Annotated in this window: 13 protein-coding genes; 6 read left to right on the top strand and 7 right to left on the bottom strand. The window is 57.4% G+C overall.

Translation table 11 applies throughout. The features are described from left to right. The first annotated feature begins 25 nt into the window (after window positions 1-25). The 3 genes from AABB29_RS15500 to AABB29_RS15490 all read left to right on the top strand — a co-directional run bounded on the left by AABB29_RS15500 (window position 26) and on the right by AABB29_RS15490 (window position 3,027). Window positions 26-604, top strand: a complete 579-nt coding sequence (locus AABB29_RS15500; protein ID WP_341366055.1) for a TerD family protein — start codon at window positions 26-28, stop codon at window positions 602-604. Window positions 605-947: 343 nt separating this feature from the next. Then, entirely contained in the window at window positions 948-1,925 is a 978-nt protein-coding gene (locus AABB29_RS15495; RefSeq protein WP_341366056.1) for a calcium/sodium antiporter, read from the top strand. Then, on the top strand, window positions 1,876-3,027 hold the full coding sequence (locus tag AABB29_RS15490) for a GNAT family N-acetyltransferase (protein WP_341366057.1): 1,152 nt from the start codon (window positions 1,876-1,878) through the stop codon (window positions 3,025-3,027). Before AABB29_RS15495 ends, AABB29_RS15490 begins: the two co-directional genes overlap by 50 nt. A 2-nt stretch (window positions 3,028-3,029) precedes the next feature. Here the strand turns inward: AABB29_RS15490 and AABB29_RS15485 are convergent, their stop codons facing one another. From AABB29_RS15485 to AABB29_RS15465, 5 genes are read right to left on the bottom strand one after another with little or no spacing between them, the layout of a single operon-like run. Then, a complete protein-coding gene (locus tag AABB29_RS15485; RefSeq protein WP_341366058.1) occupies window positions 3,030-4,142 on the bottom strand; it encodes an ATP-grasp domain-containing protein in 1,113 nt (370 codons plus the stop codon). Then, window positions 4,139-5,380 carry a CoF synthetase gene (locus AABB29_RS15480; protein WP_341366059.1) on the bottom strand — a complete coding sequence of 414 codons (1,242 nt, stop codon included), beginning with the start codon at window positions 5,378-5,380 and terminating at the stop codon, window positions 4,139-4,141. The genes AABB29_RS15485 and AABB29_RS15480 overlap by 4 nt, the downstream gene beginning before the upstream one ends. Beyond that, window positions 5,355-6,149 (bottom strand): MBL fold metallo-hydrolase, encoded by a 795-nt coding sequence (locus AABB29_RS15475; protein ID WP_341366060.1) that lies wholly within the window; start codon window positions 6,147-6,149, stop codon window positions 5,355-5,357. Before AABB29_RS15475 ends, AABB29_RS15480 begins: the two co-directional genes overlap by 26 nt. Beyond that, complete coding sequence (locus tag AABB29_RS15470) at window positions 6,146-7,126, bottom strand: NAD(P)-dependent oxidoreductase (protein WP_341366061.1); 981 nt, start codon at window positions 7,124-7,126, stop codon at window positions 6,146-6,148. Before AABB29_RS15470 ends, AABB29_RS15475 begins: the two co-directional genes overlap by 4 nt. After that, window positions 7,126-8,094: a 3-oxoacyl-[acyl-carrier-protein] synthase III C-terminal domain-containing protein gene (locus AABB29_RS15465; RefSeq protein WP_341366062.1), complete on the bottom strand. Its 969-nt coding sequence runs from the start codon at window positions 8,092-8,094 to the stop codon at window positions 7,126-7,128. The genes AABB29_RS15470 and AABB29_RS15465 overlap by 1 nt, the downstream gene beginning before the upstream one ends. 157 nt (window positions 8,095-8,251) lie before the next feature. On the opposite strand from AABB29_RS15465, the gene gndA reads away from it, so the two are divergent. The 3 genes from gndA (at window position 8,252) to AABB29_RS15450 (ending at window position 11,035) form a co-directional block, all read left to right on the top strand. Continuing rightward, on the top strand, window positions 8,252-9,652 hold the full coding sequence (gndA, locus tag AABB29_RS15460) for an NADP-dependent phosphogluconate dehydrogenase (protein ID WP_341366063.1): 1,401 nt from the start codon (window positions 8,252-8,254) through the stop codon (window positions 9,650-9,652). 129 nt (window positions 9,653-9,781) lie between these two features. Then, on the top strand, window positions 9,782-10,339 hold the full coding sequence (locus AABB29_RS15455) for an outer membrane beta-barrel protein (protein ID WP_341366064.1): 558 nt from the start codon (window positions 9,782-9,784) through the stop codon (window positions 10,337-10,339). Window positions 10,340-10,579: 240 nt separating this feature from the next. Then, window positions 10,580-11,035, top strand: a complete 456-nt coding sequence (locus AABB29_RS15450) for a tail fiber domain-containing protein (RefSeq protein ID WP_341366065.1) — start codon at window positions 10,580-10,582, stop codon at window positions 11,033-11,035. 301 nt (window positions 11,036-11,336) lie between these two features. On the opposite strand, the gene AABB29_RS15445 is transcribed toward AABB29_RS15450, so the two are convergent. Both AABB29_RS15445 and AABB29_RS15440 read right to left on the bottom strand, forming a co-directional pair. Next, window positions 11,337-12,116 carry a DUF6493 family protein gene (locus AABB29_RS15445; protein WP_373636611.1) on the bottom strand — a complete coding sequence of 260 codons (780 nt, stop codon included), beginning with the start codon at window positions 12,114-12,116 and terminating at the stop codon, window positions 11,337-11,339. Window positions 12,117-12,280: 164 nt separating this feature from the next. Next, window positions 12,281-13,123 carry an alpha/beta fold hydrolase gene (locus AABB29_RS15440; protein WP_341366067.1) on the bottom strand — a complete coding sequence of 281 codons (843 nt, stop codon included), beginning with the start codon at window positions 13,121-13,123 and terminating at the stop codon, window positions 12,281-12,283. Between the last annotated feature and the right edge of the window lie 316 nt (window positions 13,124-13,439).

Raw genomic sequence — 13,439 nt, 5'->3', positions numbered from 1 at the left:
CGAAATATCGCAAGAGGACGTAGTGATGACACTGTCACTTTCCAAAGGGCAGACGATCAGCCTTGGTGCCGACACTGTTGGCCTGCGCAAATTGCATATCGGCGTGGGCTGGGACCCAGTGATGCCAAACGGGTTTCTGGGCAAGCTGACCAGCCCCAAAGATATCGATCTGGATGCCTCACTGATCACGTTTGATGCGGGGAAAAAGCCCATTGGGATCGTCTATTTTGGTCAGTTGAAATCTGCTGATGGGGCAATCGTGCATAGCGGCGATAACCTGACAGGTGATGATATCGGCGATGATGAGGTGATCAAAGTCGACCTGACCCAGCTTGATCCGAAAATCGAAAGCCTCGTTCTTTTTGTGAATTCCTATCAGGGCCAAAGCTTTGATGAGGTCGACAACGCCTTTTGCCGGGTGCTTGACGATGACACCGAGACCGAACTTTGCCGTTTCACCCTGTCCGATCAGGGTGCGCATACCGGCGTCGTGATGGCGGTGATCACGCGCAATGACGGTGATTGGCAGCTAAAGGCCATCGGGGTTCCGGGGAATGGGCGGACGGCTGATCAGCTGGTGCCGGATGCGCAGCAGCATATCTAGCCATAAACGCCAAAAATTCGCGCGAATGCCCGGTTTTATCGATCAATGGGCGACCAAAGCGCGCCAAAACCTATCGAAAACAAAACAGTCGACCTGCCGGGCTTGATGCCGCCGGTCACTTTGATATGAAGCGCCCGCACTAGCCGTGATCGACGCGGCAGTGCGGGATGAAACAAATCCGGGGGGACAGATGCGGCTTGGGCCATCAAAAAACGACGCAGCGAGCAATCTCGCGCAGCCTGCCGCTGTCTTGACCCAATCACCTGCAAAGCTATTTGCAACGCAATCCCAGGCCCGGCGCATCCCCGGCTCTGCCACTGACCTCTGATCAGGAATTTATCCTTTGGACATCTCTTCATACGACCTGTTCGTTCTGGCCGCAGGGGCCATCCTTTTCGGCCTGTTTCTTTTGATCAAAGGCGGTGATTGGACCATTGATGCCGCCGTATTCATCGCCGAACGCACCGGGCTGTCCCCGCTCTTTATCGGGGCAACGATCCTGTCATTCGGCACCTCCGTGCCTGAGCTGTTCGCCTCTGTGAATGCCAACCTTGCAGGCTACCCGGGGATTTCTCTGGGCAATGTGCTGGGGTCCAATATCGCCAATATCTTGTTGGTTCTGGGGGCCACGGCCACGATCCTGACGGTCGAAGGCAAGGCCAAGGATCTGATCAAAGACCTTGTCATGATGCTGATCGCGACGGCGATTTTGGTCTATGGGATGATGACGGGGCAGTTTTCACTGGTGCTGGGGCTGATCATGTTCGCCATCCTTGTGGGCTTTGTTGGCTATCAATACGCCACCAACACGCTGGAGCTTGAGGAAGAGGATGATGATGAAGACGGCGCTGGCATTCAGACGATGAAGGGCGCGCTGATTATCCTTCTGGGCGGACTGCTCGCCTTGGCCGTTGGCTCGGAAATGCTGGTCAAAGGCGCTGTGGTCACGGGCCGTATCATCGGTGTGCCCGAGGCGATTATCGGCATGACAGTTGTTGCATTCGGCACCTCTCTTCCCGAACTATCGACCTGCATTTCTGCCGCACGCAAACGCTCTTTGGGGCTGATCTTGGGCAACATCATCGGCTCGAACACATTCAACATCCTGTCGATCATCGCCTTGACTGCGATCATTAAACCGCTTCCGGTCGATCCGGTACTGACCGGCTTGCAGATGTGGGCCACTGTGGCCGTCAGCGTGGGTTTCACCGCCTGGATGCTGACAATCGGCAAGATCACCAAACCGGTCGGCTACGCCATGGTCGGGGCTTATGTCATTTTCACCTTGGCCCAGTATCTTGTCCCAAGCTTCGCAGCCTGAGCCCGCCCCCAGCGCGCCCAGCAATGATCCCGAACTGATCGCAAAGCTGGTCAAAATCTGCGGGCGCGGGCCGATGCAGGATCTGGTCGGCAATCTGGACGCCAGCATGGATGTGACCCAAGCAGGCGGCATCCATATGCCCGTCAGCCTGTCCAGCGGGCGCAATTGTTACATCTGCGATCCAGGCACCGCTTATATTGACTATGCCATTGAAGAAACACGGCATTTCACCACGAAACCTTGGGTGCAAAAACCACTTCTGGGGCTGATCGCGGCCTGCAGGCCGTTGTTGGCTTTGGCGCGGCTTGATCATCAGGTGCAGGCCAATAATTGGCTCTTTTCGACAAACCCGGTGCCGCCATTGACGCAGCAGAGCGTCGCCGCATTGCGTGACGATATGATACAGGCCCATCATGACCGGGCCATTGTGATCCGCTCACTGAACGCAATGGCAGATAACAGTAGCATCGATGCGCTGAAGGGCGCTGGCTTTGCGCTACTGCCCTCGCGGCAAATCTACGTTCTCGATCCCGCGGCAGATCAAAGCAGCAAACCCGACATCAAACGCGATGCCAAGCTGCTGGCAGATAGCCCCTACCGGATCGTGCCAGCCGCGTCCTTCAGCGCAAATGATTTCAGCCGGGCTGAGCAGCTATATAACATGCTCTATCTGGACAAATACACGCAGCTAAACCCGCATTACACCGCCAGTTTTCTGGCACAAGCACATCAAATTGGGTTGCTTGAAATCATCGGGCTACGGGGGCCCGATGATCAATTGGACGGGGTGATTGGACTGTTTTCCAATGGCAATACAATGACTGTCCCGATCCTGGGCTATGACATCTCAAAACCGCAAGAGACCGGGCTTTACCGGATGCTCAACAGCCTCGGGCAGCAACGGGCCGCCAAAACGCAGCAGTTCTATAACATGAGCGCGGGTGCCGCGTCCTTCAAACGCCATCGCGGCGCGGTGGCAACGATTGAATATACAGCCGTTTACGTCCGGCATCTGAAATGGCGGCAACGGATCGCGACACGCGTGATCAAAGCGCTTTTGACAACGATCGGGGTCCGGGTTCTGCGGCGCTTCGCCCTATAGCGCTAGCCGTCCCATGCGATATCCAGTGTGGTCGCTTCTGCCGGGCTGATGTGGTGGCGCAGGGCAAGTTTTAGAATTTCCCAGCTAGCTAGCCATTGCTGGCGCGCAGGCGCCGGGTCATCGGGCCAGACCATAACATCTTGCAACGCCTTGATATCGCGCCAAAAACGGCGCGGGGCCTGCCAGGGACCGTAGACCCACATGGCGGCTTTGACTGCCTGCAACCCCTGAACCTCGGGGCGCACGGGCACCCCATCTAAACAGGCTGCGGCAAAGGCCGCCGGCTGGCGAAAGAAATGCACCCCGCTTGTGGCGCGTGGATTGCATTCAAGCGCAACCAGACCGCCATCCGGTTTACGGATCAGGTCAAATGAAACCTGCCCATGCCAACCGCTGCGGCCAATAAACCGGTTCACAAATGCGCCGATCGCCGGATCATCATCGCGCAAAAATGCAATACCTGCCCCCTTGCCCGCCCGATAAGGGGAACGATAGGCGGACCAAGTCATCATCTTGCCCTTGTCCGCCACGGCATAGACGCTGACTTCCTCGCCTGCGACAAAATCCTGCGCCACCCACGGGCGGGCAGACGTCGGGGCAATTGTCGCCTCTTCGGGACAAATCAAAACATCGGTGGCAAAGCGGGACCAAACGGGTTTGAACACAAATTGCGCGGCACGATCGCGTAATAGGGCGACATCCGCCTCACTCTGCAATAGCCGGGTTTCAGGCACAGCCAAGCCAAAAGAGGCCGCCATTTGCGTAAAACGGTGTTTGTCATGGGCGCGGCTCAGCACCCCAAATTCGGGCGCAAAAAGGGGCACTGTGATCCCGCCATCCTGCCAGACAGCCGCCAGATGAAGGACCTCTTCACAGGTAGGGATGACCAAATCGATCTGATGATCAGAAAGGGCCTTGCGGATCGCTTCGGCATAAACCGCGCGGTCACCATTTGCGGCGGGCAGTTTGACATAGGCGGCACAGGCCCGCGAGACACGCGAAACGACGTGATGCAAACTGTCGGCCATGACCACATGATGCCCTGCGCCATGGAAAAGCCGGGCCAGATGCAACGCCGCCGGGGCGCGCGCGCCGGTGATCAAAATCCGCCTCATCCGGGCCTATAGCGGTTCTCAACCCGGCGCAGCTTGCAGCCCGCCTGCGGTGCCAATGGGCCGCTTTTCACAGCAACGTCCGCCGCAATCCCTTTACGTTCAAAGAGCGCAGCAAAAGCCCGTTCAACGGCGGCCAAATCAACCCCTTCCGGCACTACGACCTCCACCTGCTCTGCTCCGGTTTGCAACACGCGGAAATCGGTAATACGCCGATCCGCATCCACGACAGCATTGCGCAGAATATCCGGCGTGACCAGACCGCCCGGCAGATCAAAGCAATCATCCGCCCGTCCAACCACGGCAGCCACCGTCCGGTGCGGCAGACCGCAGGGGCAAGGCGGGCCAAGCCGGATCAGGTCATTCATCCGGTAGCGCGCCATGATCTGCACATCGCGGGAAAAATCGCTGATAATCACCGCGCGCAAGTCGGGATCAGCCCCGGCTTGGGGCAATTCAAAATGCATGGTGTCTTCGCACAGATGCAAATTGCCATGCGCGCAACTGACCGCCATCAGCCCTTCGGTTGCCATGTAAATCTGGCCAAGAGGCGCGGGAAAATGACGCTCGATGATCGCCCGATCCAGATCATCCAACACCTCTGCACCCGAAAAGACATGCGACGGATCTATCGGCGCCTTTGCCTCTGCCAGAGCGCGCAGGATCTTGGGCGGCGCAATGACAACGCTGGGTGCAAAGGCACATAAATCGTCAAAATAGTCCTCGCCGATATCAAAAAACCGCAGCTTCAGACGGCTAAGCCGATTGGCACTGTCGTAAAGCGGGGTATTCAGGGGCAGCAGCACCGCAACCCGATGTGGACGGCGCCAAAAGCCGGGCAAGGCCTTGGCCAGGATTGTCCCAAGCCAACGAAACCGCTCTTGCTGGGAAACCACAAACAGGCCGCGATTGCCGCTGGTCCCGGTGCTTGCCCCCACGATATAGGGGCCGATCATCTTGTCGCCAGCAAAGGCGTCCCACCCGGCCTCTGCCGTGATCCCGGCCCGGTTGAAGGCTGCAAAATCGGCCATCACGGTCTCTTTGTCGATGATCGGCAGATCATCCAACCGGCGGATTTGGCGCCCCGCATAATACGGCACACGCGGCACTGAATGGCGCAACCAATGGTCCAGCCTGCGATTGGCCAACGCTGCAAGCTGCGCCTCATCCCGGCACCGCACCGCCCGCCAATAGGCCGTCAAAGCATGCACCGGTTCAAACACCTTGGGGCGTCCAATCATAGGGCGATTGCGCCGGATCATGGCAGGTCAAAATCTGCCCGCCTGATTGGGCAAACCGCCGGGCAAATGCGGCGCTGTCTTTTGCGGCCAGACTGTCTGCTGCGGTTAGGCTCAGCGGTGGGCCCGGCATCCTGTCCTCTAATATCGCAGCACAGACCCATTGGGTATCAACCGCATAAAGCAGCGGCGTCTCGCCCGGAAAACACAAGCCGAAATGCCCCGGCGCATGACCGGGCAAGGGCACGGCAAGCACCGACCCGTCGCCCAACAGATCATGCCCCTGCCCCTGCCCAAAAGGCAGATCAGTCACAGTGTGACTGCGGATCGCATCCTGCCGCGCGGCGAAATCATCAGGCAGCAATTCGTTGAACATCGCATGGCGCAGCGTGCCGCTTTGCTGATCATCCGTCAAAAAGCGAGCATTCGGAAAATCCCGCAAATAGCTGACGTGATCGGCGTGAAGATGGGTGACGATCACCGTTTTCACATCCTCTGGCAAAAACCCATGATCGGCCAGCAAGGCCAGCGGGTTTTCGAGCGGGTTCAGCGCAATCGGGATCGCTGCCGCATAAGCACGTAGCGCCCAACTGCGTCCCGGCGCGGCGGTCACGCGCGGCCCATAGCCAGCATCAATCAGGACCGGCCCATGAACAGGATGCACGATCAAACCGCACCTGACGCGCAGGCGCACCCGGCCACGGCCACCGCGCAGAACAAAACGTTCGCGGGTCTGCACAAAGGCCGTATTTGCAAAAACCGGCCGGATCACAGCACCCCCTCGCGCATTTTTCCATCGGCAAAACTGCGATCCAGCCCTTCTTCAAAACTGATCTGCGGGGTCCAGCCCAAAAGCCGGGCCGCTTTGCTGATATCAATGGTCTGACGGTACCGCAGCAGACCCAGCGCATAGGCGGTAACCGGCGGCTCTGGGCGGCCGGGCAGAATGCGGGCGGCGGCCTCAACCATACGCGTTGCGGCCAGGGTGGGGCCAAAGGGCAGATGGCGCCAGCGCAGCGGCACATTGGTTGCTGTGCAGGCCGCGGCAATGATCTGCGGCAAGGGCAAGCCGACCCCGCCCGATATATTCAGCACCTCGCCTGTCACATCTGACCGCAAAGCGGCCAGAATGGCCGCCACAACATCATCAACATGGGTGATATCGGTCGCGCCATCCTCTGCAAACCGGGGCAATGGGCCGCGGCGGGCAACACGCATCAGGCGCGGCAGCAGCGCGTTATCCCCTGCCCCGTAAATCCCGCGCGGACGGATCACAACCGGTCCCACTTCAGCGCGAGCCAGCACAGCCAATTCCGCCTGCCGTTTGGTCTGCGCATAGGCATTGACGAAACGCGGCGGCAACTGGTCCTCCTGCAAACCATCCTGATCGGCAAAGCGAAAATAGACGCTCGCGGTCGAGATATAAACAAAACGGCACACGCCCATATCACTGGCCATGTCCAGCAGATGATGGGTCGCCGCGACATTCGCCTGATGAAAGGCCGCCGGGCTGCCCCAAGGCGATGACAGACCAGCACAATGGACAATCGCTGTAACAGGGCCGATGCGGTCACGATCCGCTTGCGCAATCGGGGCACGCAAATCGATCGGTACAGCTCGCAGACCATAGGTTGCTAGCCGGGCTAATGCCCGCTTATTCCGGCCTGTGGCGACAACCCCTTCCGATTTCAGAGCCATCGCCACATGCGATCCCAAAAACCCCGTCGCGCCCGTCACAAGCACCACCATCAGAGCGTCACCGCCGCGCCGCCAAAGGACACGCCTGCAGAGGTACCCAGAAACAGCAGCTTCGCGCCGGGTTTCAAACCCGGCCAGACCTGCGCCAAGGCTATCGGGATGGAGGCCGCGATCTGATTGCCCTTATCGCGACTGATATCGATGACCTTGGCAGGATCAAACCCGCATTGACGCACGATATGCGACAGGCCGGCAGGGCTTGCTTGATGGGGAATGATCAGATCAATCTCATCGCGGTGCCAACCTGCATCATCCAGCAGCGCATCGACGAATGGGACAAAATGGGTCGCGGTCAGGCGGAACAGGGTTTTTCCCTCCATATCGAACATCGCATGGGCGGCAAAGTCCGCAGGCGCGGTGTGGAAATCAAACCGCGTCCCGCCCGCGCCGATGCCGCAAGCATCATAATGGGCGGGATATGTGGCAAAGCGCATCACCGGTAACACGCCGCCATCCGTCAAAACCATCGCCGCCGCGCCATCACCAAACAGGCCAGCCACCTGCGGCTTGTCCGGCCAAGGCAAGGCGCGCGATGCAACCTCAGACGTGACGATCAACGCGCGACGGTAACGGCCCTGCTGCAACAAAGCTGCCGCATGTTCCATCGCAGATAGAAAGCTTAGACATGTGCTATTCAGATCAAGGCCAAAGGCCTGTCCAGGGGGCATTTCCAAAGCGCGCATATAGGCCGGGGCAGTGGCCGGAATGGGCTGATAGGGCACGGCCTGCGCTGCAATGACCAGATCGATATCCGAAACCTGAACATCCGCATCATCCAACGCAGCCATGGCTGCAGCGGCACCCATCGAAATCTGATCCTCATCTGACGCGCAGTAATGGCGGGTCTGCACGCCGGTCGCGCGAAAAACCGAACCGGGCGGCAGATCATGCCGTTGATCCAGCGCCTCTGCGCTGAGAATTTGCCGTGGCAAATAGGATCCGATCCCTGCGATCTTCATATCAGTCCTAAAATTCCCTCACACTCGGTAAATGAACATTGCTCACGAAAATGGCAATGGCAAGACCAAGCGACCCGGAATTCCCACGCAGAACGGTTTTCTTCCGTAAAGTAAACGCGTATATGACCCGCAATTCAACATATTAAGGAAAGCTCTCATGAGTAATGCACGGATCGGTCTGATTGGACTTGGCACCATGGGGGCAGCACTTGCGCTCAACATCGCAGATAACGGTTTTCCGATTGCAGTCTGGAACCGGACAACAGCGACAACGCAAGAATTTCACGCAGGCGCAGGTGATCTGGCCGGGATGATCACCCCGACCGAAACCCTTGAAGAGCTGGTGGCAAGCATCGCAAAGCCCCGCGCGATCATCTTGATGGTGCCAGCAGGCCAAGCGGTTGATGACCAAATCGCCGCGCTGCGCCCGCTGCTGGATGATGACGATCTGATCATCGATGCGGGCAACGCCAATTTCCATGACACAAACCGCCGTGCCGACGCAGCAGGCGATCTGCCTTTCCTTGGGATCGGCGTGTCGGGGGGCGAAGAAGGCGCGCGTTTCGGCCCGTCGATCATGGGCGGTGGCAAACGCGCCTATTGGGACCGGGTCTCTGACGTATTGAACGCCATCGCGGCCAAGCATGATGACACAGCTTGCGCAACCTGGATGGGCGAAGGCGGAGCCGGACATTTTGTCAAAGCGGTCCATAACGGGATTGAATATGCCGATATGCAAATGATCGCCGAAGTGTACGGCATCATGCGCGACGGAATGGATATGGCTCCGGCAGCGATCGGCGAAACCTTTGCAGCATGGGATGACGGGCCGCTGAAATCCTATCTGGTGGAAATCTCTGGCAAGGTCGCTGCAGCGACAGACCCCAAAACCGGCAAACCAATGCTGGAGGTGATTGTCGACGCAGCCGGCCAAAAAGGCACCGGCCGCTGGACGGTAATCGAAGCGCAGCATCTGGCCGCCCCCATCCCCGCGATCGAGGCGGCTGTTGTGGCACGCAACCTGTCGTCACAACTGGAAACACGGCAGGCGGGCGAGGCGCTTTTTGGCGCAGCCCCGCATCACCTGCCCCATGACACCCTGACACTTGGCACGTTAGAGCAGGCGCTGATGGCCGGTAAGATCCTATGCTACGCGCAAGGGTTCGACATGATCGTCAAAGCCTCGGAAAGCTTCGGCTGGGCACTGCCTTTGCCCGAAATCGCCAAGGTCTGGCGGGCGGGCTGTATCATCCGCTCGGCGATGCTGGATGACATGGCAACGGCGCTTGGCGAAGACACTGGCCGCAACCTGATGTTCGCACCACGCTTTGCGACTTTACTACAGGAAAACCACAACGCCTTGCGGCAGGTCGTGGCACAAGCCGCGCTGCACGGCCTCCCCCTGCCCGCGCTTTCGTCCGGGCTGGCTTATTTTGACACAATGCGCACTGGGCGCGGTACTGCGAATATGATCCAGGGGCAACGGGATTTCTTTGGTGCACACGGATTTGCGCGTGTCGATGGCGGCAGCGGACATCACGGGCCGTGGGGCAGCTAATTCAGGCCAGAAGATGTATGTCATGTGGTAGATGCACCACATCTAAACATTACCTAAATCGCAATATCGCAAGCGACAACCAGCTTTGGTATTCGGCGCTGGGGACTGATTTGTTATAGGAGAATCGTTATGAAAATCGTTCAATCACTCGCCTTGGCGGGCATCGCCCTTTTACCGACATCAGCTTTCGCCGACTGGGCCGGTGGCTACCTCGGCGGAAGTCTGGGCGTGACAGCAACAGATGAAGCTGAGCAATTTGGCGTAACGGAGTTTGAAACTGAAAACCACAATCCAATCGGATTTTTCGCGGGTTATCAGGCCCAAAGCAACCAGTTTGTCTATGGCGCAGAATACGCCGTCTCATTCTCGGCAGTAGAAGCGAATGGGGCCGATGCAGACGCTGTCTATGGGGATTTGAAGTTTCGCGCTGGTTACGATTTAGGGCAAATCCTACCCTACGCTTTGCTGTCTGTCTCTGCCGCCGTCTTTTCAGATGATGATGATGATACAACTGCATCTGGTTTGGGCTTTGGCGCTGGCGTTGACTATGCCGTTTCCGATAACTTCGTTGTGGGTGGCGAGTTTATTTTCCGCGCCGGCGACTCTGTTGAAGTTGACGGGTTGGAAGCGCCCGACGCAAGTGTAGAATCGACTGCGCTGTCAGTGCGAGCTGCATATAAATTCTAATATCTAGTCAGTAAGTCTATGCTCGCACCTGATAGTTCGGGTGCGAGCACGATACCTCGAAGCGATAGGTCTAAATCAACCTGAGCTACTTTTGCGACAAGACGGCGATCACAGTTCGCGCGCGTCGATAGCGGCAGCGGACAACACGGGCCGTGGGGCAAGTCGCTGTAAGTTATCGTTGCTTAACAATTATTGCGCATGATAACTTCCCCCAACGCAACCTGGAGGAGGGTAAGCAATATGCGTTTCACAACATCATTTCTAGCAGCCAGCGCGCTGCTTGTCACTACTAGCGCGTCCCAAGCTGGCGGTCTTTCAGACGAAATCGTTGAGGCCCCTGTTGAAGTCATGGAGGTGGAGTCCCCGACTGGATCATCGATTAACGGTACCTACGTAATTGTGGGCGTGGTCGCTGCACTGCTTCTCGCTTTAGCACTCAGAGAAGACGAGGAGGAGGAAGAGGAAGTCATCGCGACCAGTGATATCCGCCTGAAAGAGGACATCACGCAAATCGGATCCACCTCAAACGGGTTACCGCTTTACAGCTTCCGTTACATCGGCGACACACAGCTTTACTCAGGCGTTATGGCCCAGGATGTCTTGATGCACACACCAGAGGCCGTCGTGATGCAACCCAATGGCTACTTGGCGGTCAACTACGGCATGCTGGGTATTGCAATGGAAAAAATCGACTAAGAACTTACCAAGACAGTTGTCGCAGCGTTGAAACGGCAACTGTCTTTTCGCCAATTTGGTTTGCTACCACGGCGTATGTACAGAATATTGCTGCCTGAAAGTCCGATGCTGGGTCGCTAGCTAAGCGGGTGTCAGGGGCCGTGCCCACCGGATCACTTCCTCCCTGTGTCGCGTTAACACTTTACGTAGTTGCACGACATGCACATCCATCGTCCGGCTTGTCGCGCGACCAGATCCGACGATAAGAATTGCCTAGTGTATACATACCGGGTTCAAAGTTGCTGCACAAAAAATGACCGGTCTAGCTCAAAGCAGCGCGCCCGGTTGTGTCAAGAAGTGCCAGCGCGCGTGCCTGAACGGAAGGCAGTAATGCAGGCACCGACGCCTGCAATTCTCGCAGTGCCTTAGGATCAAGGTCTGCGGCCCAATTCTCTAGGGCCGCAAGAGACGCGTTCGAAACACTCTCATGCTTATGACGCAAAGCTTGCATAATGGCGTCTATGGCCTCTGGCTTTGTGTCCGGCGCGCGCTTCGCGGCGTCTTTCACCAGCCCAATCGCGTCCATGACCACCCCTTTGCCCGGTGATAGAAAAACCGGTCGCAATGCCTTGATCAAGTCTGCCGCAGGGATAGGGTCATGCTTGTTCAATTGCTTTATGGCCTTCACCGCAAAAGACACCGTCGACGATACCTCTGCATCAAGAAGCGCAAGCAATTTGCCGCAACGGACATGCTGTTCCTCTGCCGTTGGCTCAAGCTCGGTATATAGGCGCACAAAGCAGCGTGTCTCGGCTTCGTTGAAGTCGCGATTCAACGCCGCAAGCGATGCATCCAGCAACCGGTCGCGTTGCATGTGACCAGCATTGCACAGCTCAACAAAGCGTGTGCGCCATGCGGCACCAAGGTCGAGATAACCCAGACTAAACTCACCGCGCCCCTTCACCTCAAAAAAGCGCCAAAGATCATTTATCAGTTCCGCCTGTTTCGCTGGCGTGGTGACGAGGCGTGGATCTTTCAGCGCTGGGGTGCCGCGTAACGCCGATGTTTGCACCGGCCAATGCAGAAAGCTATGTATCGCCATCAAGCCGTGAATGAAGCTTTCTGAATGTGGCCTCTTGCAGAGTTCGGCTTCCCACAGCCAGTGCAGATGTCGCATGATATAGGGATTTTCATCCAAGACATGGTGCGCCCACAATTTAATTTGTCGGCGATACCACCGCCGCCGCGGGTCAGTTTCTACGGCTGTCAGTCAGCGCCTGCCGCACCTTCGATAAAGCTGGCAATATCAGACACAAGATTCTCATAAAGAGGCAACGTAGGATCGGCATATGTCGCAAGCGGGTCCCCCGCGACGGCAGCCTTCAGCATATGCGTGCCCCGAACAAGACTAATACGTTGGGCCTGTGGCAAAGCACCTGCCAGAAGATCAGCATCATAAGGTTGCACCTGCAGGTCTTCGTTGCCCTGGACAATCAGAACGGGGCCGTCCCACCCTTTGGCGACCTCCACCGCATCATAGGAAAAAAGGTCAATCATGTAGCGTTGGAGCCCGGCAGAAAACAACGAACGTAAGACAGGGTCAATGGTATCGGGGTCCCGGCTTTGACCCGCCTCAAGGTCAGCGACAATCGCGGTGATCTCGGGCATAAAAGGGGCATTGGCTGGATTGGCTGCGAGCTGTTCAATCAAGATCTGTCCTATTGGCCGCCCGGCCGTCGCCAGAAGGATCAAACCACAAAGGTTTTCCGGCGCGCCCTGCGCGGCCACAAGCGCAACCAATCCCCCTTCGGAATGACCGGCGAGCCAAACACAAGATGCCGAGCCAGCGGCAAATGTGATCCAATTGCTGACATCATCGGCATAGGCACTGATGGTAACATCATTCGGATCGGCAATAGCCCCGGCACTGCCATAGAATCCCCTTTTGTCGATCCGTAACGATGTGATCCCGTGCTCGGTGAGCCCTTCGGCCAGCATTCTGTAGGTATCAGTGGAAAGCCCCGTCTGCGGGGAATTTCCATCCCGGTCGGTCGGACCCGATCCGGGAATAATGATCACCGCATGATCAGCCCCCTCGACAGCAAGCATTTCCGCCTCAAGCGCCCCCTGCGGCCCAGGAATTTGAACTGGTTCAGCGTATATCAATGTAGGGAAAGAAAGCAAAATTAAGGAAAATAGGCGCATGGGACCCTCGCTTACGTCAGTAATAGACTTAGGGTGCGCGTCGTACTTTCGCAATGACAGCAAAATGTCGCGTCTCTGACTTTCCTCCGCTCCGTAAGATATAAGGACTGGGCAAGACATGCCCAACGTCTGCGGGGCCTAAATACAGCAGCCCATTTCTTGGTTCAGAAGACGAACTGCGGTGCTTTGCAGGTTGCGTGTATGTACGCCGTATGTACGG

This window comes from Yoonia sp. BS5-3, from assembly GCF_038069655.2.
GTDB classification, from domain to species: Bacteria; Pseudomonadota; Alphaproteobacteria; order Rhodobacterales; family Rhodobacteraceae; genus Yoonia; species Yoonia phaeophyticola.
The sequence above is the reverse complement of the archived record's forward strand: the minus strand, read 5'-3'. Positions and strand labels throughout refer to the sequence as shown.

What these genes read in the sequence shown, in the direction of transcription:
- AABB29_RS15500 (WP_341366055.1), top strand. Translation starts at nt 26, where the DNA reads ATGACACTGTCACTTTCCAAAGGGCAGACGATCAGCCTTGGTGCCGAC.
- AABB29_RS15490 (WP_341366057.1), top strand. Translation starts at nt 1,876, where the DNA reads ATGTCATTTTCACCTTGGCCCAGTATCTTGTCCCAAGCTTCGCAGCCT.
- AABB29_RS15485 (WP_341366058.1), bottom strand. Translation starts at nt 4,142, where the DNA reads ATGAGGCGGATTTTGATCACCGGCGCGCGCGCCCCGGCGGCGTTGCAT.
- AABB29_RS15480 (WP_341366059.1), bottom strand. Translation starts at nt 5,380, where the DNA reads ATGATTGGACGCCCCAAGGTGTTTGAACCGGTGCATGCTTTGACGGCC.
- AABB29_RS15470 (WP_341366061.1), bottom strand. Translation starts at nt 7,126, where the DNA reads ATGGTGGTGCTTGTGACGGGCGCGACGGGGTTTTTGGGATCGCATGTG.
- AABB29_RS15465 (WP_341366062.1), bottom strand. Translation starts at nt 8,094, where the DNA reads ATGAAGATCGCAGGGATCGGATCCTATTTGCCACGGCAAATTCTCAGC.
- gndA (WP_341366063.1), top strand. Translation starts at nt 8,252, where the DNA reads ATGAGTAATGCACGGATCGGTCTGATTGGACTTGGCACCATGGGGGCA.
- AABB29_RS15455 (WP_341366064.1), top strand. Translation starts at nt 9,782, where the DNA reads ATGAAAATCGTTCAATCACTCGCCTTGGCGGGCATCGCCCTTTTACCG.
- AABB29_RS15450 (WP_341366065.1), top strand. Translation starts at nt 10,580, where the DNA reads ATGCGTTTCACAACATCATTTCTAGCAGCCAGCGCGCTGCTTGTCACT.
- AABB29_RS15445 (WP_373636611.1), bottom strand. Translation starts at nt 12,116, where the DNA reads ATGGCGATACATAGCTTTCTGCATTGGCCGGTGCAAACATCGGCGTTA.
- AABB29_RS15440 (WP_341366067.1), bottom strand. Translation starts at nt 13,123, where the DNA reads ATGCTTGCTGTCGAGGGGGCTGATCATGCGGTGATCATTATTCCCGGA.